The following is a 20877-nucleotide window of genomic DNA, read 5'->3' as shown; positions in this document are numbered from 1 at the left end:
CTACAGTTGGTTAAATATTAATGCGGTGGCGCCCTGCCGTTGAGCGCCTCTCAACTTCGATAAAGTTCCTTGGCGGCAATGCGTGATACGATGCATCAATCAGACCATGATATTCGCAATCGCTTGCTGATTGCCCGTCTGCCGGCCATGCCGCAGATACTCATCAAGTTGATAGAGCACTTGCAGGCCGACGACGCCGGCATGCCGGAGCTGGCCGCGCTGATTGCCAAGGACGCCGGCATGACCAGCAAGATCCTGTCGGTCGCCAACAGTTCCGCCTACCACCGCAACAACCGCGCCGTGGGGCTGGAGCAGTCGCTGGTATCGCTCGGCACGGACATGATCAAGACGCTGGTCATCAGCGAATCGGTATTTCAGACATTTAACAGTTTCCCCCATTCCGGCAGCACCGACCTGCGCAGCTTCTGGAAAAGCTCGCTGACCACCGCCGTCATCGCGCGCGACATCGCCAAGCAGCTCGAGTACCCGCACGCCGAAGAAGCCTACCTGGCCGGCCTGCTGCACAACGTCGGCCGCCTGGCGCTGCTGGCCACCGCGCCGAAAGAATACGCCTTCAACTTCACCGCGCGCGACGACGAAGACCTGTGCGCGGTGGAGCAGCGCACCCTGCAGATCACGCACTCCGAAGCGGGCGCCTGGCTGATCGAGCGCTGGAACCTGGACTCCTTCCTGGCCGACAGCGTGCTGTACCACCACGAGCCGGTGGCGCGCCTGGAAGCGGCCCATCCGCTGATCCGCATCGTGCGCCTGGCGCACCTGCTGTGCAGCCATGAGGACGAGGACGAGGCCATCGAGGCGGCCGCCGGCCTGTGCGCCATCGGCAGCGACGCGCTGCACGTGATCTGCCACGCCGCCGCGCGCCAGGTGGAAAAGTCGGCCGCCTACCTCGGCATCGAACTGGCCGGCGCGGACGACATCGTGGCGCCGGTCGCCTACGCGCCGCCGCCGCCGGTGGACCCGGTGCAGCAGCGCCTGTCCGAGGAGGTGCGCAACATGGTGCTGGTGTCCGAAATGGGCCAGACCTTCGCGCGCCAGACCGGCGAGACCGGCATGCTGGAAGCGATGACGCGCTCGGCGCGCATCCTGTTCGACTTCGACAATACCGTGATCCTGCTGGAGAACCCCACCGGCCACGCCCTGGTGGGCATGGCGGCGGGCGAGCAGCAGCAGCGCCTGGCCGAATTCTCGATCCCGCTGGCCAAGGGCGGCACGGTAGCCGACGCCGCGCGCGAGCGCCGCGTGGCTTACCTGAGCCAGGCCGGGCAGGGTGCGGCGCCGGTCGGCATCTCGGAAGAGCAGCTGTTCCGCATCCTCGGCACCGAGAGTTTCGTGTGCGTGCCGCTGGTGGCCGGGCAGCGCTGCCTGGGCGTGCTGGTGGGCGGCGCTGCGGCCTGGCAGCTGCCTTCGTACCACAAGCGCGAGCGCTTCCTGCAGGCCTTCGGCAACCAGGCTGCCGCCGCGCTGGAAACCCAGCTCTCCGAACGCGGCCACGCGCGGCGCCAGATCGCCCACGTGGCCGAGGAATACCGCGAGGCCTCGCGCCGCGTGGTGCACGAGGTCAACAACCCGCTGTCCATCATCAAGAACTACCTGTCGGTGCTGGACACCAAGCTGGCGCGGCGCGAGCCGGTGGTGGGCGAGATGTCCATCCTGAACGAGGAGATCGACCGGGTCGGCGCGCTGATCAACGGCCTGGCCGACCTGCAGCCGTCCGACGGCAACCGCGTGACCGACGTGGCGCGCGTGGTGGACGACGTGCTGCGCCTGTTCCGCGCCACCGACTTCGTGCCGGCCTCGGTGCAGATCCTGGTGCGCATGCAGGACGAGCCGGCCGAGATCGAGGGCGACGCCGACATCCTGAAACAGATCCTGGTCAACCTGGTCAAGAACGCGGTCGAAGCGCTGCCGGACGGCGGCCGGATAGAGATCGCCAACCGCGGCCATGTGAACCGCGAGCGCAGGCTGTACCTGGAGCTGGTGATCGGCGACAATGGCCCCGGTTTGTCGACCGAGGTGCTGGCCAACCTGTTTACGCCGGTGCGCAGCAACAAGGAGGGCAAGCACCACGGCCTGGGCCTGTCTATCGTGCACAGCCTGGTCAAGAAGCTGGACGGCATGATCACCTGCCGCAGCGGCAAAGCCGGCACGACTTTTGAAATCCTGCTGCCCGTGAGGGGCGGCAACAACCTCACCGCCGGCGCGCAATCGCGGGCGATGGATTCTGTATGAAAGACGCGATGAACTCGCCCTACGCTGCCGGCGCCCAAACCCCGCTCCCGGCAACCGACGCCACGAGTGCAACCGCCGCCGTACCCCTGGCGAGCGATTTCTGTCCCCGCCTGCTGCTGGTGGATGACGAGCCACGCCTGCTGTCTTCCCTGTACGAACTGCTGCGCGACCGCGACTACCAGCTGGTGACCGCCACCTGCGGCAGCGAAGCGCTGGCCCAACTGACCAAAATGAAGTTCGACCTGGTGCTGCTGGACCTGCGCCTGCCCGACATGAGCGGGCACGAGATCATGGACTTCATGAACGGCAAGGGCATCGACAGCGACGTGATCGTGATGAGCGGCGACGTCGGCATCGAAGCGGCGATCGGCGCGCTCAAGCGCGGCGCCTACGACTACCTGCGCAAGCCCTACAGCCGCGAAGAACTGCTCAAGACCGTGGAAAACGCGCTGGCGCAGCGCCGCCTGGCGGTGGACAACGAGCGCATCGCCGAGCGGCTGGAAACCTCCGAGCGCATGTACCGCAACCTGGTGGACAGCTCGCCGGACATCATCTACACGCTGAACCAGGATGGCCACTTTACCTTCGTCAACGACCGCGCCTACCAGCTGCTGGGCTTCACGCGCGAAGAACTGCTGGGACGGCACTACTCGGTGCTGATCCACGACGAGGACCTGGAGCGCGCGCGCTACGTGTTCAACGAGCGCGGCGGCGAACGCAGGGTCGATGAACGCACTTCGCGCAACGTCGAGCTGCGCCTGAAGTGCAAGGGCAACGGCATCGAGCGCACCTTCAGCAACACCTTGATGACGATGCCGATGAACGCCATCGGCGTGCACACCCCGGAGCATGCGCGGCAGGAGCACTACGGCATCTACGGCGTGGCGCGCGACATCACCGACCGCAAGCGTGCCGAGGAAGTGATTTCCTACCAGGCCTACCACGACATCCTGACCGACCTGCCGAACCGCATGCTGTTCAAGGACCGCCTGGGCCTGGCGGTAATCCAGGCCAAGCGCAAGCTTACCGAACTGGCCGTGATGTTCGTCGACCTGGACCGCTTCAAGCTGGTCAACGACACGCTGGGCCACGTCAAGGGCGACGAGCTGCTGCAGCAGGCCGCGCTGCGGCTGAAGGAATGCCTGCGCAAGGGCGACACGCTGGCGCGCCAGGGCGGCGACGAATTCACCATCGTGCTGCCGGAGCTGCGCGACCGGGGCGACGCCAAGGTGATTGCCGAGAAGTTCCTGGAAAGCCTGCAAAAGCCATTCGACCTGGACGGCCACCAGGTGCACATCTCGGCCTCGATCGGCATTGCCGTGTATCCAAGCGACGGCGAGAGCATCGACGAGCTGCTGCGCCATGCCGACATCGCCATGTACCAGGTGAAAGCGCTGGGCAAGAACGGCCACAGCTTCTATCACAACTCCATGCTGGACATGTCGCACCAGAAGATCGCGCTGGAGCAGGCGCTGCGCCGCGCGCTGGAGCAGAACGAGCTGGAAATGTATTACCAGCCGCAGATCGACGTGGCCACCGGCCGCATCATCGGCGCCGAGGGGCTGATGCGCTGGAACCATCCGCAGCGCGGCCTGCTGTCGGCCGGCGAGTTCCTGCCCTTCGCCGAAGAGAACGGCCTGATGCTGCCGATCTCGGACTGGATGCTGGGCGCGCTGTGCCGCGACCTGCTGCAGTGGAACGCGAACGGCGGCGAAGCGCTGCGCCTGTCGCTGAACCTGTCGCCGCAATACCTGGACCGGGGCGACTTCTTCGAGAAAATGCGCGGCGCGCTGACGCGCTACGGCATTTCGCCGGCGCAGATCGAGGTGGAGATCACCGAGAACATCTGCATCCGCAATCCGCTCTACGCCATCGAGCAGCTCAACAAGCTGTGCCAGCTGGGCGTGTCGGTGGCGATCGACGACTTCGGCACCGGCTATTCCTCGCTGTCCTATCTGCACCGCTTCCCTATCCACACCATCAAGATCGACCAGAGCTTCGTCAAGGAAATCCACGACGAGCAGGGCCACTATCCGGTGATCCTGGCCATCATTTCGATCGCGCGCGGCCTCGGCCTGCACCTGGTGGCCGAAGGCGTGGAGACCGAGATCCAGGCGCGCTACCTGCAAGCCAACGGCTGCACCACCATGCAGGGCTACCTCTACCACCGGCCGATTTCGCTGACCAGCTTCATCGGCGTGCTGCAGCAGCAGGCGCCCGAGCATGCGCGCGCCGACGCGCTGGTCCAGCACGAAGCGGTCATCGCGGCCTTCCAGGCCTGACGCGGCGGAACCGGCCATGCAGAAATTTTCCGCTTCGGAAGCGCACGCCCCTGGCGCCGGCACCGGGCCGGAGAACTACACCGCTGAATTCCTGCGTGTGAAAGACCTGGCCGAGCGCGGCGTGGCCAACGCCCAGCACAGCCTGGGCTTCATGTACTTCAACGGCCAGGGCGTGGAACAGAGCTATGAGCTGGCCGTGGCCTGGTACCGCCAGGCCGCCAACGCGGGCCTGGAGCACGCGCAGTACAACCTGGGCGTGATGTGCCAGAAAGGGCAGGGCCTCAAGCAGGACCTGGCCGAGGCGGCGCGCTGGTACCAGCTGTCGGCCGAGCAGGGCTACGCCGCTGCGCAATACAACCTTGGCTGGATGTACGCCAAGGGCCATGGCCTGCAGCAGGATACGCAGCAGGCCATGCACTGGTTCAGCAAGGCCGCCGAGCAGGGCGACGCGGGTGCGCAGAACAACCTGGGCATGATGTACGACACCGGCAAGGGCGTGCCGCAGGACTTCAGGCAGGCCATCGCCTGGTACCGCAAGGCGGCCGAGCAGGGCTACGCGCGCGCCCAGTTCAATCTCGGCCTGCGCTATGACAACGGGCAGGGCGTGGCCAAGGACGTGAACCAGGCCATGTCCTGGTACCGCAAGGCCGCCAAGCAGGGCTACGCGCCGGCGCAGTTCAACCTGGCGCTGCGCTACGACAAGGGCGACGGCGTGCCGCAGGACACCCAGCAGGCCATCCAGTGGTACCGCTGCGCGGCCGAGCAGGATCACGCCAGTTCGCAGTTCAACCTGGGCCTGATCTACGACAATGGCGGCGGCAGCGGAGCTGGCGAGCCTGTCCCGCGCGACGAGCAGAAGGCGCTGCACTGGTACCGCAAGGCCGCCGCGCTGGGCCATGCCGCTGCGCAGAACAACCTCGGTCTGCGCTACGACCATGGCCAGGGCGTGCCGCAGGATTACGAACAGGCGCAGCACTGGTACCGCATGGCCGCCGAACAGGGCTACGCCGCCGCGCAATACCATCTTGGCCTGCTGTACGACAATGGCCACGGCGTGGTGCAGGATGTGCAGGAAGCCGTGTTCTGGTACCGCAAGGCAGCCGACCAGGGCCACCTGCGCGCGCAGTTCGACCTCGGCCTGCGCTATGAAACGGGACGCGGCGTGCCGCAGGACGGGCGCAAGGCCATCGCCTGGTACCGCAAGGCGGCCGAGCAGGATTACGCGGCGGCGCAGTACAGCCTGGGCCAGCTGCTCGACAGCGACGACAGCCCGGCGCCGGACAGCGTGCAGGCCGGCCTGTGGTACCGCAAGGCGGCCGAGCAGGGCCACGCGCTGGCGCAGTTCGCGCTGGCGCTGCGCTACGACACCGGGCACGGGCTGCTGCGCGACTACGGCGAGGCGCTGGCCTGGTATCAGAAGGCGGCCGCGCAGGGGCATGCGCGCGCGCAGTTCAACGTGGGATTGATGTATTACAGCGGGCAGGGCACCGCGCCGGACATGGCGCAGGCATGGCTATGGCTGTCGATGGCCGATCGCGGCGGCGTCAGCGCCGCCGCGCGCTATCTGCAAAACGCCGCCGGCCGCATGGACCCGCCCCAGCTGGCGCTGCTGCGCGAGCGCGTCGAGCTGTTGCCAGCACCGGCCTAGGCGCAGGCGGCTCCTGCGGGCTAGCGCGGAGCGCGTAACCCGCCATCGCCCGGCGCGCGTCCGAACTGCTTCTCCAGCCAGTCAAACGCATCATCCTGCTCCTGTTGCGGAAACACGTGCCCGCCCGGCAGCATGCGCGCCTCGAATTTGTCCTGTGCGCCCCAGGCCCGCCACACCTTCTCCATCTTGCCGAACGCCTGCTGCACCGACGCGGCGGGGAACAGCCTGTCCTGCGCGCCAGCGAAGAACATCGCCGGCTTGGGCGCGGCCAGGCTGGCCACGTCCGGAAAATCCATGTGCCGCAGCAGGCCGGGATGCAGCATATTCCAGGCCGAACTCCCGCGCAGCTGGTTATTCCCCGGCACCATCAAGCCCTCCGTGGTGGCCATCCAGTTGGCCGCCACCACGGCCGTCACCGCGTCCGACAGCGCCGCCACCTGCCAGGCCCGGAACGCGCCCATGGAAAAGCCTATCGCCGCCACCCTGCGCGCATCCACCTCCGGCCGCGAGGCCAGGAAGGCCGCCGCGCGCGCGTCCTCGGCGGCCATGATGCCGGCCAGCGAACTGCCCAGGTTGAAGGCGTTGGCGGCCAGCGCCTGCTGCGTGTCGCCCGTCAGCGGCCCCCGGTCGCCCCAGCCCAGCGCGTCCACCGCCAGCACCACGTAGCCGCGCCTGGCCAGCGCGTCGCCCGGATAGCGGCCGGAGAAGTGCTTGTCGGCCCAGGCCTGCGAGGACGCCAGGCGCGCCTTGTCCTGTTCCGAATCCTGCGGCGTGTCGCCCCAGGGCCGGATGGCCTTCTCCTTGCCGATGTCGAACTTGCCGCCATGGTCGTGCAGCATCAGCGCGGCGGGGAATGGTCCGGCGCCCTTCGGCACCAGCATCAGCGCACGCACGCGGCTCTCGGCGCTCAGGTTGAACACCACCTGGCGCGCCACGTAGCTGCCCCGGTCGGTCTCGGCGATCGCCTGCGGCTGGAAGGGCGTGTTGTCGGGCGCCTGCAGGGTGAGTTCCCACAGTTTGGCGCGGCCGGTGCTGCGCCAGGCCGGCAAGTCTTTCACCTGCGGCGACCAGGCCATGGGAAAGGCCAGCTTGGCCTTCAGCGCCTGCTGGAACACCGGCATGTTGTCGGCCACGCCGGCGCGCTGGTAGTCTTGCTGGTGATCGTGCTGGAGCGCCTGCTGGTCCTGCGCCGCGGCCGGCAGCGCCAGGCCTGCCGCCAGCAGCACGGCGCTCAGATTCGGGAACGATATAGGCATATTTGTAACATCCTGAAAAATTGCCACGCAACAAATGCAAGAATAGTAACCTTGGACTTCTTTTATTGAAAGGACGTGTCATGCTGAAACAAGTGCTTCCCGTGCTGTGCCTGATTTTGCCAGCCGCTTCGGCTTGGGCGCAAACCGAAGCGACGCCGCCGGCGGTCCAAACGGAGGCTGCGGCCGGCGCCGAGGCCGAGGCCGTGCCGGAAAAAATCCTGGTGGTGGGACAGAAGCCGGGACCGGGCTTGTGGAAGGTGAGCAAGGATGGACACGTGCTGTGGGTGTTCGGCACCTATTCGCCGCTGCCCCAGAAAATGGAATGGCGTTCGCAGCAGGTTGAATCGGTGCTGTCCCAGTCGCAGGAGTACCTGACGCCGCCCGGCGCGTCGGCCAGCGTCGGCTGGCTGCGCGGCCTGACGCTGCTGCCAAGCCTGATCGGCGTGAAGAAGAATCCCGACGGCGCCACCCTGAAGGACGTGCTGCCGGCCGACGTCTACGCGCGCTGGCTGCCGCTGAAAGCCAAATACCTGGGCGACAACGACAGCATCGAGCGTGAGCGCCCCATCTTCGTTGCCGAAACCCTGTTCCGCGCCGGCATGCAGCAGGCCGGCCTGTCCAAGGGCTACGAAGTGGGCCGCAAGCTGGACGGCATCGTCAAGCAGCACAACATCAAGGTCGTCAAGACCGGCATCCAGCTGCCGACGGACGACGCCTCCGGCATGATGAAGGACTTCAAGAAGTCGCAGCTGGCCGATGTCGCCTGCTTCTCGAAGACGCTGGAACGCCTGGAAAGCGACCTTGACGCCATGCGCGTGCGCGCCAACGCGTGGGCCAAGGGCGACCTGGAAGCGATCCAGAAGTTGAGCTTCCCCGACCAGGAAACCGAATGCGGCGACGCCATGCTGAACGCCGAATTCGCCAAGAGCCGGCCCGGCTTCCAGAACGTGAAGGAAAGGATGCAGGTCGCCTGGGTGACGGCCGCCGAGAAGGCGCTGGCCACCAACAACAGCACCTTCGCCACCCTGCGCCTGGCCGACATACTCAAGCCGGATGGCTACCTGGCCGCGCTCAAGGCCAAGGGCTACACCGTGGAAAGCCCGGACTGAGCGGCCCCGCGCAAGGCATTGCCAACGCCGCTGCGCCCCCTTAGCATAGCGCCTTCGGCGGCAACGGCGCTGCTTGAAAATAAGACAAGGGGACGTGAATGAAACGATACGGCAAGCTGGCCATCATGGTGATGGCGGCGTGGGCATGCGCGGGCGCGGGCATGCATGCACAGGCGCAGGAGGCCGCGGGCGGCGCCAGCGTCTGGGCCGGCAAGAAGTCGTCCTGGCTGGCGCTGCGGGGCGGCCAGCGCGACGAAGTGTTCCGCTTCGCCGAGCAGTACAAGCAGTACCTTGCCGTGGCGCGCAGCCCCTACACCGCCACGGCCGAAGCGATCCGCCTGGCCAAGGCGGCCGGCTTCGCCGAACTGACCCGCCCCGACCAGGTGAAACCGGGTGCGCGCCTGATCCTGCCCGCGCGCGACCGCGCCGTGGTGCTGGCGGTGGTAGGCCAGCAGCCGCTGGTGTCCGGTTCGCACGTGGTGGGCACCCACCACGACAGCCCGCACATCGCGCTCAAGGCGCGCCCGGTGAACGGCGCCGCGCGCGACGGCCTGGCCGTGTTCAACACCGTCTACTACGGCGGCATCAAGAAATACCAGTGGGCCAATGTGCCGCTGGCGCTGACCGGGCGCATCGACACCACCGACGGCCGCACCATCGCCGTCTCGATCGGCTTCGATGCGGCAGATCCGGTGTTCGCCATCGGCGACGCGGCGCCGCACGCGGACAAGGAACTGCGCAACCGCAGCTACACCGAAGTGTTCAAGGGCGAGGAACTGGACCCCGTGGCGGGCAGTATCCCTGGCGAGAAAGCCAGCGTGGTGGCCGAAGTGCTGCGCGCGCTGAAGGAGAAATACCGCATCCAGGAAGAAGACTTCGTCAGCGCCGACCTGCACCTGGTGCCTGCAACGCAGCCGCGCGACGTGGGCATAGACCGCGGCCTGGTGGGTTCCCACGGCCAGGACGACCGCCTGAGCACCTACTGCGCGCTGCGCGCCTTGCTGGACCTGGACGGCGCACCGGCGCAAACGGCCATCGCCTACCTGTCCAATTTCGAGGAAGTCGGCTCGGTCAACAATACCGGCGCATCGTCGCAGCTGCTGAACACCGCCTACGCACGCCTGGTGAGCGGCCAGAAGGGCGCGCAGTACAGCGAGATCGATCTGCGCACGGCCTTGCGCCACGCGCAGGTGGTCAGCGCCGACACCAACGATGGCTTGTCGCCGCTGTTCCCGGAAGCGTCCGAGGCAAGCAACGCCGCCCGCATCGGTTTCGGCGTGACCATCAAGCGCTACGGCGGCGGCTTCGACGCCAACTCCGAGTACACCGCCAGGATACGCGGCATCCTCGACCAGGCGTCCATCCCGTGGCAAACCCATACGCCCAAGGTGGATGTGGGCACCGGCGGCACCATCGGCCGCTTCATGTCGCAGCAGGAGATGGAAGTGATCGACATGGGCGTGCCGCTGATTAGCATGCACTCCACCTTCGAGATGGCGAGCAAGGTGGATGTGTGGAACTTCTACCGCTTCATGAAGGCGTTCTACGCCGCCAGGTAAGCGGCGGCATCAAACCCGGATCAAGCGGTATCAAGCGGTATCAAGCGGTATCAAGTGAAATCAGGCCCGGCGCGCCATCGGCAGCGCCGCGTGCCTGGTCCGTGCCGGCACCGCCGGCGCCGCGCTGACAGCCGCTCCGGGCGAGGTTTTCCGCGCGTCCGCCTGCGGCGGCAGCTTGAACACTTCCAGCGCCTTGGCCACTGCTTGCGCCTGCGTGTCGAGCACGGCGGTGGCGGCCGAGGCTTGCTCCACCATCAGCGCGTTCTGGTGCGTTACCTCGTCCAGTTGGACGATCGCGTCCTTCACCTGGCTAATGCCGGTGCTCTGCTCGCGGGTTGAATGGCTGATGTCGCCCATGATACCGGCCACCCGGCCGATGGCCGCGATCACCGCATCCATATCCTTGCCGGCCGTGCCGGCGATGTCTGCGCCGGCCGCTATCTTGCCGGCCGAAGCGTCGATCAGCGCCTTGATGTCCTTGGCCGCCGCCGCGCTGCGCTGCGCCAGGCTGCGCACCTCGCCGGCCACCACGGCGAACCCGCGCCCGCTCTCGCCGGCGCGCGCCGCTTCCACCGCCGCATTGAGCGCCAGGATATTGGTCTGGAAAGCGATGCCGTCGATCAGGCTGACGATGTCCACGATCTGGCGCGAAGAGCTGCTGATGTCGTTCATGGCCACCACCACCTGCGCCACCGCCACGCCGGTGCGCTCGGCCAGCGCGGTCGCCTCGCTCGCCACGCCGCTGGCGGCGTTCACGTTGTCCGCCGTCTGGCTCACGGTGCCGGTGATGTGGCCCATATTGGCCGACGTCTGTTCCAGGTTGGACGCCTGCGCCTCGGTGCGCGCCGACAGGTCCGCATTGGCGCTGCGCACCTGGGTGGTGGTGCTGCGCGTGAGCGCGAAGTTGCCACGGATATCGACCAGGATGGAGGCCAGGTTCAGGTTCAGCTGGCGGATGAATGCCTGCAGCTGGCCCAGTTCATCGTGCCGGTCCACCGCCATGCGGGTGGTCAGGTCGCCGCCCGCCAGGATGCGGGTGGCGTTGATGCTGGCCTGCACCGGCGCCACGATGGCCTGGTGCAGATTGCGCCAGCCGTACAGCGCCATCAGCGCCATCAGCAGCGCCTGCAGGTGCAAGGCGCGTTCGCCATACGGCAGCACGGCATGGGCCGCCATCGCCAGCGCCAGCAGCGTCATGCCGCCGAAGCACAGCGCCAGGCGCTGCGCCAGCGTGATGTCGCGCAGCGCATTGGCCAGCTTGCGCCAGCCGCGCGCCGCAGCGGCGCCGCGCACGATGCTGATGCCGTCCGGGTTGCCGCCCTTGACGCTGCGGTACAGCTGCTCGGCGTCCTGGATCTGCTGGCGCTTGGGCTTGGTGCACACCGACATGAAGCCGGTCGCCGCGCCTTTCTCTATCACCGGCGTGACGTTGGCGATGCACCAGAAAAAGCCGCCGTCCTTGCGGCCGTATTTCACCAGGCCGCGCCACGGTTCGCCGGACAGCACGGTGCGCCACATGTCCGCGTCCACTTCCGGCGGCATGTCGGCATGGTACAGCGCATTCTGCGCGCGCCCGGCCAGCTCCTCGTCGGCAAAACCGCTGGCGTGCATGAAGGTGGAGTTGGCGTAGGTAAGGCGCCCCTTCAGATCCGTGGTGGTGACGATGGGCTTGCCGTCTTCAAGGACGGTCTCGTGGCCGGCCGCTTGCGGTGTGCTGCGCATGTGCAATCCTGTGCATGGAGTTGACGAAAGGTGGCCTGCATACTAACAGATTCAAGTGTCAACTATTTCCCAGTGGCATGGTTACAACAGTGCGTGGTTCAGCTCATTTTCTTTGTGCCGGCTTGACGCGCGCGCCGGCCAGCTGCGCCACACCGGCCAGCGTGGTTTGCGCCGCGTTCAGGCCTAGCAGGAAGTCCTTGTCCGAAAAGTTCGCGTACAGGTCGGTGGGCTGGTGCCAGTGCGGATTCCAGCCGGCGCCGATCTGTTGTCCGCGCTCGTTCTCGCGCAGCGAAATCGATGGCACCAGGTCCATGAACGGCGTGGAGTCGGTGTTGGTCATATGGAAGCCGACAGCCGCCGGGTAGTGGGTGGCGTACTTGTCGTTGGCGGCGCGGAAGGCCCAGGCCAGCTTGGCCGAGGCGTCCGCCTGTTTCGACTGCGACTGGTACTCGATGTTTACGTCCGCCTCCGCGCGCTGCTCCTTCGGCGCGCTGTACACCGGCTGGCCCTTCGCGTCCAGCACCGGCTTGCCCGCCGCGTCCAGCTTGGGCACAGGCATGCCATGGTCGAACAGCATCATGTCGTGCTGGATCATGCCCAGCCACTTCGGTTCAGGATACTTGCCCGATCCCGGCGGCGATTCCACGCCCTGCAGATGCTGGCGCTGCGCCACGTAGGCGCTGGCGCCGTTCAAGCCGGTCTCCTCGTTGTTCCACAGGATGAAGCGGATCGAGCGGTCCGTCTCCACGCCCGGTGCGCTGAAGATGCGCGCCAGCTCCATCACCAGTGCGGTGCCGGAGCCGTCGTCATTGGCCGCCTCGCCGAAGCCGATGCCGTCCATGTGCGCGCTGACGATGTACATTTCGCCCGGATGCGTGCTGCCTAGCTTTGTGCAATAGACGTTCTCGCGCAGCGAGGTGCCCAGCGGCGTCGGCTCCGCATTGATCGCGCGCAGGCGTTCGTCGGGCTGCAGCATGGGATCGTTGTTCACGCCGATGGGCGCGCGCTTGCCGAACAGCGTGCTGCCACCCTGGCCCGGCGGCCCGCCCGCGCCGCCGCCGGCCTGCACCGCAGGCTTGCCGCGCACCGCCGGTTCCGTGAACTGGTACTGCACCCGTTCGGTGTTGGTGCAGCCATAGGACTTCAGCTGCGCCTCGATCCAGTCCAGCGCCTGGCGGTTACGCTCCGTGCCCTGGCGCCTGTCGCCGAAACGGGTCAGGCTCTTGATGGTGGCCTTGTACTTTTCCAGGTCCAGCTGATTGACCAGCGCGGCGACCGGATCGGCGGACGCCGCCGGTGCTGCTGCCGGGGGCTGCGCGGCGGCGTGCGGGACGGCGAATGTGAACGACATGGCCAGCGCGGCAAGGCCGGCGTTGCGGGTGGAAATCGGCGTCATGCAAAGTCCTCGGATCGGGGGAAATACCGGCCATCATGGCAGATCCGCAAATGGAGCGCAAACCAGCGATTCAGGTTGAATTGGCGCATGTTCTCACCTACTCTGGAAGCTCGCATCCGGCCACCCTGATAGATCGGAGTGAGAACATGCTGACAAAGTACGCCGAGAGTTTGAACGAATGGCGCAGTTGGAGCGCGCTGGCCAGGCAGCAGACCGGCAAGAGTGTCATGACGCAGCTGCGCGAGATCCACGCCCTGCGCAGCATGGGCGGCCGATGCGGCATGTCCGACTACTACTGCTACAAACTGTACGACGACAGCTACCAGCTGGGGCGCGGCGCGCGCGACTACCTGGGCTGGCGGCTGGAGTCCAGCCTCGGGATGGCGCTCAATCCGCGCCACGCGGTCCTGCCGGCCTGGGACAAGCTTGCGTTCACGGCGCTGGCCGGCGCCGCAGGATTGCCCGTCGTACCGCTGCGGGCCTACTATCACAGCGCGGCGCTTGTGCCGCCGAGCCATGGCGAGCATCTGAAGACGCCAGCCGAAGTGGGCGCCTTCCTGCGCAACCCTGCCAATTTCCCGCTGTTCGCCAAGCCCGCTTTCTCGCAGCAAGGGAAGGGCGCCGAATACTTGTCTGGCTACGACCGGGAAATCGACGCGCTGCAGATCCTTGGCGGCGCCACCGTGGCGGTGGACGACTTCCTGCGCCGCCTCACCGTCAGCATCGATCCTCGCTATCACCGTCCCGAGTGCGGCTTCGTGTTCCAGTCGCCGCTGGCGCCCGCGCCGGAAATCCACGCGCTGACCCACTGGGCCGCCATCTGCGGCGTGCGCGTCATCTGCCTGAACGGACCGGAAGGCGCCAGGCCCATCGCCGCGCTGTGGAAAATCGCCGTGCCGCCCAACCACGTCGACAACTTCAGCAAGGGCAAGTACGGCAACCTGCTGGCCAGCGTCAACCTGGCCGACGGCAGCGTCACCCGCACGCTGACGGCGTTTTGGCCCAACACCTCCGTCCACCTCGCGCACCCGCTCACCGGCGCGCGGCTGGAAGGGTTCAGGGTGCCGGGCTGGGAGCAGGTGCTGGAGGCATGCCGCCAGGGCGGCGCGTGCTTCCCGCTGATGCGCATCCACCACTGGGATTTCGCCCTGACCGACAAGGGGCCGGTGATACTGGAACTGAACGACCTGGGAATGACCATCGGCCCGCAAATCCACGGACGCGGCCTGCTGACCGAAGAAATGCGCGCTTTCCTGCGGCGCCACGCCAACCTGGACGCACATCCGTGGATCAAGGCGCTGTAGCGCGCTTGCGCCGGCCCGGCTGCCAAATTGCCAAATGGCACACAAAAGCCGCGTAGAATGCAGTTTTGGCAATTCGGGATTATTTCATGACGAAAAGAAGCATAGCCGCATTCCTGTTTGCGGCCTTGGTTCCGCTGTACGCATGCCAAGCTCACAACGCGACCGCACCGGCACCGCAGGGCACTTCTGCGCTTCTGACGCCTGAAATCGGCGGAATCAAGCAAGTCGTGCAAATAACGACGGATGATCCCGGCAAACCCGTTCTCCTGTTTCTATCCGGCGGCCCCGGAAGTTCCATGATGAACAACGCCGCCTCCTACACCAATATCTTGAGAGAACGATTCACTATCGTTCAATGGGACCAGCGGGATGCCGGCAAGACCTTCAAACTGAATCCCTCACCCGTCCAGCCGAGCGTGGCGCAGATGGAACGCGATACGTTTGAAGTCATCGAGTTCCTCAGAAAAGAGCTGAAGCAGGAGAAGATCTATCTGTTGGGCAGTTCCTGGGGAAACGTCCTGGGATTCCAGATGGTCCGTAACCATGCCCATCTGCTGCACGCGTACTTCGCGGTTAACCCTGTAGTCAGCCAACTGGCAAGCGAGAAAGAATTGCTGGCGACCTTGAAGACCCACTTCGCGGAAGATTCCGTGGCGAGCGCAGAACTGGCCAAGGTCAATATCCCATTCAAGAATGACGAAGACTTGCTATACCTGAGGAAATGGCTCTTCTACAAAGAAGGTAAAAAGCAGGTAACAAGCAATGAATTCCGAACCGGCTTTCTCCATTGGTCGAAGAACTGGTCTCCGGTATGGAATGAAGTGATGAATATCGATTTGCCCAAGACCTTGGGGCGAGTTGAAATCCCCATCTACTTCTTCGTTGGCAAGAACGACATCCAGACATCCACCCGAATCACGACAGAGTATTACGAGAGACTACGGGCTCCGAAGAAGGGCCTGTTCTCATTCGAAAATTCAGGACATCAGATTCATCACGATGAGCCGGAGAAGTTTCAGCAGGCATTACTCCGGGCGTTGTAGGAATCGCTTGCGGGTTTGCCAACAGCGTGCAAACCCGCGTAGAATGCACGGCATGCGGGTGTAGCTCAATGGTAGAGCAGAAGCTTCCCAAGCCCCGCCACATCGATGAACGCCACTATTCATGCGCGTTTCAGGCGCATGAATATGCGATCTCACCAAAACTCCACTTTAATCAACAAGTTATCTGCCATCACATTTTCGACCCCACATCTAGTCGAAAAAGCTGCTGATACGGTGTGATGGCTGACTGAAAATATCACACTGTTTAGTAGATCCCTCAGTCTGCATTTATCTTCCCTAATTCTCTCCGTGACAGGTAAGTGCAATTTCCGGCTCCATTTAGACGCCTTTTCCTATTACAAACCAGTCGAGGCGGTATGCGTAACAAAAAGCTCTAACTTGCAAGAAATTCCTATGCGCTTGAATTTTCTTTTCGTCACGCATGCCAAATTCAAGCATGAGCGAAATTTCATCTTCTACGCGGTTTAGAAGATGTTGGTACCAAATGTCAGTGGGCGACGGTACTTGCACTTCTGATACTGATCTCACTAGCGAAATAGCGAGATCGTCAAGAGAATTTTCAGCATTTACTTCCCGGGACTGATTGAGATCTATAAGGTTAGCTATCCGCGCCTGTAGCGCTTCAAACTCTACGCGAACAAAGTCAGGATTCGCAACGCCATACAAACCTCCACCATCGTAATACCAAGCGCCATGACCTGTAAGAGCGGATATGGGAGGAAAGGAGCTAAAGGGAACTATGCTTTGATTTTTTGTGTGTTCATACAATGCAGCCTGAGTGTGAAATGCAGGCGCGGCATAGCAGACAATGGCTTTACCAGTTAAGTTTACTGCCATCCGCTCAAGGGCGACTTGTTGGTGGGGCGTGATTTCAAACTTCCAATAGTCGCCATTGATGCCTGCTTTCTTTACTTTACCTCTAGGGCGAGTTCCTGAGTGCGGGCGTTTGGCCTGTAAGAATAAGTTTAGCTTGAAATCGGGTAGTATCTTATTTTTTAGGCGGGTCTTCCAAATATAGTTCCAGTCATAATCCAATAACACCACTCCACTCATCGGACTAGCAAGGGTGTGAAGATTCCAGAAATATGGATCGGTTACATAAGCAGCGCGATCAATACCTATATGCTTTTCAAAAACTTGACCTGGCTCCCACACAAGATGGTTGCCGCGCTCTAGCTGGTTGTACAGAGGACCGCGGTATTCAGATTCTTCAAAATCGGCAGGGAGCATTTAAAACCTGTGGAATAATATGTGATGTGAATGATCGGCTCCGAATCAACGTGCCGCCGAGAGCTATTGGTTGGATTCGGTCCCTCACGGCCGATTCTCGACAATAATTTATTCTTTCCAGTTATAACTATACTGTTTTGGAAGATTTTCACCACCCCACAAATGTGGCCAAGTTGATTTCAGAATAAGTCATCTTAATATATTGTAAGAATGGATGGTAGACCTCAGCCAATTTGTTCAGTAGTTGCTCAATTTCGGCCATGGCTTGTCTACGTTGATGATAGTCAAGATCGCGATTCAAATAGCTTACATTGGGATCTGCATCAATTAGTATTCCTGGCATGAAAACATTTTTTCCTCCTATGGAGGCATGCTCATGATAATCGATCAAGTTCGACATGCATTCCCAGAAATTAAAAAAGTAACTTTCAAGATTTGGATCGCCGAACGGGCGACACTGTGGGTTATCTTTGGCGAAATTATCACAGGTGTCATAAACGTACAAAAGCTTATGATTGAATCGCTCTGGTAGGCCATCAGTCAAAATTATCATTTGAGTGAAAGGTAAATAGCGCATCAAAGCTTTAAGCCCAGCGACGTCCATAACTCGCTTCTGACTAATATTGTCAAAGAGTTGATGAACATACGCCTCGTGTTCTTGTTTGTAACGATGCAACCTCTCAGGTGGGTAATCAGTTTCGTTATCATCGACTTCGCTGTGATGATTCGGACAAAGCAGGATTAGGTTTTCATAACCATTGATATCCCCAACTACGGGTAGCTCGCCTCTAGCGCCACCCTTCCTCTTCGCAATGATGTGAGCCATCTCGCCAATCTTCACATTAGGTTCAACGACTGGTGTCTTACAGATACTGCACCGTCCTGCGGCCAAGCCAAAGAGCTTAGAAATTGTCCTATCCGTTATGCCTGACATTTCACTCCCTCACAGATTTTAAAGTTTGTACAAACCATCTATCGAACGGCGGCTACCGGCAGAATGTGGCCTGATGCTGACAAGAATATCATCTTGCTGAGAAGGAAAATACGCACATTCTCACATTGATGGACGAACGTGCTTACAGAGGTAACGTTTTCTGTTTTCGTTTTTCCATGGATGGTTCCCGTACCGTAAACGACGTGGAATCGACATGGATCTCTATCATCAGAACTATCGCAAGCTGCTTCAACTTCTTCCAGACCTGCACGACATGAGCGCGCCCGCCAAGCTTGCTGCGCTTGGGCATACCGATGTGCACGTTGATGTGATCGAGCGGCATCCGCACCGGCTGGTGCTTCGCATGAGCCACTATCTCCAGCGGCTTCATGGCGCGGCGATACCTGACCCTGACATGACCGTGGAGGTGTACTTGCTGGCAGAGACCGTTGGGGTGCTGACCTACAGTGATTGCTTCGGCTCGCGGAAAGTTTTCTGTCCCGAGCTGATGGCGTTCAGCCCTCTTGCTAAGGCAGAGTTGAACAATTTCCTAGAGCAGTGGCTTGGGAAATTGATTACAGAGGGGCGGTGTCAATCGAAGTCTGAGCTGACGGCAAAGGTCGATTAGCACCGAATTGCTTTGGCGCAGCCGCTATCGAGGTGTCGAGCGACTGTGTTTCCCATCGGACCGCGCTCGTCCATTCTGTTATTGTTCCGGTATTACGAGCCTGGATGGGAAAATGGGAAAAAGTATAAGGATCTACCTGCCGAACGAAACGGTAGCCGGCATTCGCCATGCCGAAATAGCAAATTGGACTGGACAGGCGCTAGCCTGTCCGCGTTCGCTTTTCAGCGAGTTGCGCGAATGGCCGGAGGTACAACGTCCCGGTGTCTATATCCTGTTCGGGGTGAACGACGAGACAGGTGCTGAAATCGCCTACATCGGCGAAGCTGAAGTGCTCGCTGATCGCCTGCACAGCCACCTGTCTGGGAAGGAGTTCTGGTCGGAGTTGGTGAGTTTCAGCAGCAAGGATGAAAATCTAACAAAGGCCCACGTTCGCTATTTGGAAGCCCGGCTGGTATTGATGGCAGGTGAAGCAAAACGCTATCAACTCGAGAACAACGTTGCCCCGGCCCTGCCGTCTCTTCCCAGAGCTGATCGAGATGCAATGGAAGAGTTCTTGGTTTTTGCCAAGACGTTACTGGGTGTGCTAGGACATCGCCTGCTAGACCCACTGGTCGTTCGTGAAAACCCCATGGACGCGCAAATTGCCCGAATGGTTAAAAGCATCCCTACGCCTGCAGCTAAGGTGCTTGAGCCTTCGTCTGTTTTTCATCTTCGAGTTAGCGGCTTACACGCCAGAGCTGTTTGGACCGAGGAGGGCATGGTCGTCTTCGAAGGTTCGGATGCCGCCCTAGCGCCAGCGTCAAGTTTAACGGGCGGGGCTCTAGCTTTGAGACAGACGCTTATCGCATCGGGAGTGCTTGCAAGCTCAAACGGGAAGATGATCTTTAAACGGGATCATATGTTCAAGACCGCATCGCAAGCGGCAGGAATAGTCACCGGATACTCGATCAACGGGCGAGACAACTGGAAGCTCGATGATGGCATGACCTTCAAGCAGTATTTCGAAAGCGGCCTTGACCTTGTCTAGAGAGTGTTTCGTCCAGACGATAGTTTGATCAGCCCAGCTTTGCCTTGATCAGCTGATAGTAGGTGCTGGAACCCGCAGCGCTGAGCTTGGCCTCGGAAACAAACTGCTCAACGATCTGCTTGCGGGTTACGTCCTTCTGGGCTGACATCCGCAGGTAGATGGACGTGGCGATTTCCATCTTTGTCGGCGGCTTCGGCTTCTTTTCCGGTTTGGCCGCAGGAGAATCGGCGATAACGGGTTTTCCTTCCGCCCCCGTCATATCCGCCGTCGGCGTCGATGAAATCGGCGTAGCGGCGTTTTTAATCGGTCCAGCAGCGGCTGGCGAAGCAGTGACAACGATTGGCGCCGTGGTCGCTGCAGTGGGCGCTGCCGGTTTCTGGTCGTTCGTTGTCTTGGGCAGCTCGGTTGCAGTAGTCTTAGCGTTCATGATGTAGGCGCTCGTGTGGTTAAGGAGCCTTTACCATCAACCGTTTTCGAAGACAAGGCAACGGGCAGTTTGCATGGCAGGCTGCCTACTTCATGGCGTTGATCATCACCGCTCCAACGCGACTTTTCGCTGAGCAGCCATCTCATTTCTCATCACACCTGCGAAATCATTCACGTAGGACTCGCATGAATGCAGGGTTTGCGGAGCTACGTTAGAAGCTTAACTGTCTGCGGGGCGTTTGCCAATTGCAATTTTCTCGCCCGTTTTTTTCGATATTGATATAAATCGTTTATCCAATTCTTCGCTTCGACATTGATGGCCGAGATTGCCTCGGCCATCGCACTTTTCGGTGAATGAAAGTGTCCGTTAGCTTCCTCGCGCTTTGTTGGCCTGTGCCAACACAGTCGCTGCCAATGTCTTGGTGTCGTCACTGTACTTATCGCTGGAAAGCACCTTTGACGCTTTTGTTTCCATGGCCGCGCCTGTTTGTTTTCCCGTTGATGACTGAGCGAGTGCAGAGGCAGCAAGGCTCTTTGCGATCTGAGAAGAATTCTTGTTTTGAAGTACGTCGGCTGCCAGCGTTGCTACTTTTGGCGAAGTCTGTTTGGTATTGCTAGACATCTTTACCTCCCCGATAGGACCCGCCCTACAGAGATTCACTGATGTGGGATTCGGTGCTGGCCTACCTTTCCTCTAAAAATAGCGTTACGCCTGTTGCATTCATAAATGCAAATACAAAAGATTTTTGGGAACAAGGCGCTGATTCACCTCGACTCCATTCTGATCTTCGTGCCGATTTGAGCTCTAGGGGAATTGGAAACTCATTTTTGCTGTACACGTCCTTGCGGCAATTTGCAGACACACATATAGAAAAATCGATCCCTAATTTCGACGTGGATCAATTCCAGGAAAAGTATCAGGATGAAATAGAAGGTGTTGGTGAGCGACAATTATCTTGGCCGGTAGACGACAACTATCTTGGCCGGTTGTCACCTGAAACCGGCCCGGTGCGGAAGCGAGGTTTACAGTTGTTTCATTCAG

At 61.6% G+C, this 20877-nt stretch carries 17 protein-coding genes; 10 read left to right on the top strand and 7 right to left on the bottom strand.

Going from position 1 to position 20877, the window contains the following annotated elements:
- The first annotated feature begins 90 nt into the window (after nt 1-90).
- From AC6H42_RS15255 to AC6H42_RS15245, 3 genes are read left to right on the top strand one after another with little or no spacing between them, the layout of a single operon-like run.
- Nucleotides 91-2250 (top strand): HDOD domain-containing protein, encoded by a 2160-nt coding sequence (locus tag AC6H42_RS15255; RefSeq protein ID WP_057152788.1) that lies wholly within the window; start codon nt 91-93, stop codon nt 2248-2250.
- Nucleotides 2247-4532, top strand: a complete 2286-nt coding sequence (locus AC6H42_RS15250; protein WP_229418012.1) for an EAL domain-containing response regulator — start codon at nt 2247-2249, stop codon at nt 4530-4532. Before AC6H42_RS15255 ends, AC6H42_RS15250 begins: the two co-directional genes overlap by 4 nt.
- Nucleotides 4533-4548: 16 nt before the next feature.
- Nucleotides 4549-6180 (top strand): tetratricopeptide repeat protein, encoded by a 1632-nt coding sequence (locus AC6H42_RS15245; RefSeq protein WP_057152789.1) that lies wholly within the window; start codon nt 4549-4551, stop codon nt 6178-6180.
- A 20-nt stretch (nt 6181-6200) separates the two neighbouring features.
- Here the strand turns inward: AC6H42_RS15245 and AC6H42_RS15240 are convergent, their stop codons facing one another.
- Entirely contained in the window at nt 6201-7436 is a 1236-nt protein-coding gene (locus AC6H42_RS15240) for a dienelactone hydrolase family protein (protein WP_057152790.1), read from the bottom strand.
- A gap of 80 nt (nt 7437-7516) precedes the next feature.
- Here AC6H42_RS15240 and AC6H42_RS15235 point away from each other — a divergent pair, with 80 nt between their 5' ends.
- Nucleotides 7517-8545 carry a TraB/GumN family protein gene (locus tag AC6H42_RS15235; protein WP_497548418.1) on the top strand — a complete coding sequence of 343 codons (1029 nt, stop codon included), beginning with the start codon at nt 7517-7519 and terminating at the stop codon, nt 8543-8545.
- Nucleotides 8546-8643: 98 nt separating this feature from the next.
- Nucleotides 8644-10104, top strand: coding sequence for a zinc-binding metallopeptidase family protein (locus AC6H42_RS15230; protein WP_497548417.1), 1461 nt, complete (start codon nt 8644-8646; stop codon nt 10102-10104).
- 60 nt (nt 10105-10164) lie between these two features.
- Here AC6H42_RS15230 and AC6H42_RS15225 read toward each other — a convergent pair whose 3' ends face one another.
- Together AC6H42_RS15225 and AC6H42_RS15220 are read right to left on the bottom strand one after the other, a co-directional pair.
- Nucleotides 10165-11826 carry a methyl-accepting chemotaxis protein gene (locus AC6H42_RS15225; protein ID WP_497548416.1) on the bottom strand — a complete coding sequence of 554 codons (1662 nt, stop codon included), beginning with the start codon at nt 11824-11826 and terminating at the stop codon, nt 10165-10167.
- Nucleotides 11827-11929: 103 nt separating this feature from the next.
- Complete coding sequence (locus AC6H42_RS15220) at nt 11930-13222, bottom strand: M20/M25/M40 family metallo-hydrolase (RefSeq protein ID WP_497548415.1); 1293 nt, start codon at nt 13220-13222, stop codon at nt 11930-11932.
- Between the two features lie 146 nt (nt 13223-13368).
- Here AC6H42_RS15220 and AC6H42_RS15215 point away from each other — a divergent pair, with 146 nt between their 5' ends.
- Together AC6H42_RS15215 and AC6H42_RS15210 are read left to right on the top strand one after the other, a co-directional pair.
- A complete protein-coding gene (locus tag AC6H42_RS15215; RefSeq protein WP_057152793.1) occupies nt 13369-14526 on the top strand; it encodes a sugar-transfer associated ATP-grasp domain-containing protein in 1158 nt (385 codons plus the stop codon).
- An 86-nt stretch (nt 14527-14612) separates the two neighbouring features.
- Entirely contained in the window at nt 14613-15569 is a 957-nt protein-coding gene (locus AC6H42_RS15210) for an alpha/beta fold hydrolase (protein WP_497548414.1), read from the top strand.
- A 339-nt stretch (nt 15570-15908) separates the two neighbouring features.
- On the opposite strand, the gene AC6H42_RS15205 is transcribed toward AC6H42_RS15210, so the two are convergent.
- The gene (locus AC6H42_RS15205) at nt 15909-16820 is read right to left on the bottom strand and encodes a hypothetical protein (protein ID WP_497548413.1); all 912 of its coding nucleotides are present in this window, start codon (nt 16818-16820) and stop codon (nt 15909-15911) included.
- A gap of 148 nt (nt 16821-16968) precedes the next feature.
- Nucleotides 16969-17754 (bottom strand): HNH endonuclease signature motif containing protein, encoded by a 786-nt coding sequence (locus AC6H42_RS15200; RefSeq protein ID WP_497548412.1) that lies wholly within the window; start codon nt 17752-17754, stop codon nt 16969-16971.
- A 214-nt stretch (nt 17755-17968) separates the two neighbouring features.
- Here AC6H42_RS15200 and AC6H42_RS15195 point away from each other — a divergent pair, with 214 nt between their 5' ends.
- Complete coding sequence (locus AC6H42_RS15195; RefSeq protein ID WP_497548411.1) at nt 17969-18382, top strand: DUF1249 domain-containing protein; 414 nt, start codon at nt 17969-17971, stop codon at nt 18380-18382.
- A gap of 112 nt (nt 18383-18494) precedes the next feature.
- Nucleotides 18495-19409 carry a GIY-YIG nuclease family protein gene (locus tag AC6H42_RS15190; protein ID WP_497548410.1) on the top strand — a complete coding sequence of 305 codons (915 nt, stop codon included), beginning with the start codon at nt 18495-18497 and terminating at the stop codon, nt 19407-19409.
- 28 nt (nt 19410-19437) lie between these two features.
- Here the strand turns inward: AC6H42_RS15190 and AC6H42_RS15185 are convergent, their stop codons facing one another.
- Both AC6H42_RS15185 and AC6H42_RS15180 read right to left on the bottom strand, forming a co-directional pair.
- Entirely contained in the window at nt 19438-19836 is a 399-nt protein-coding gene (locus AC6H42_RS15185) for a hypothetical protein (RefSeq protein WP_497548409.1), read from the bottom strand.
- 366 nt (nt 19837-20202) lie between these two features.
- Nucleotides 20203-20457, bottom strand: coding sequence for a hypothetical protein (locus tag AC6H42_RS15180; protein WP_497548408.1), 255 nt, complete (start codon nt 20455-20457; stop codon nt 20203-20205).
- 41 nt (nt 20458-20498) lie between these two features.
- Here AC6H42_RS15180 and AC6H42_RS15175 point away from each other — a divergent pair.
- Nucleotides 20499-20877, top strand: a 379-nt coding sequence (locus AC6H42_RS15175; RefSeq protein WP_497548407.1) for a hypothetical protein, incomplete at its 3' end; no start/stop codon positions are given.

The organism is Massilia sp. NBRC 108631 (assembly GCF_059704565.1).
This window is presented reverse-complemented; position numbering and strand designations above follow the sequence as displayed.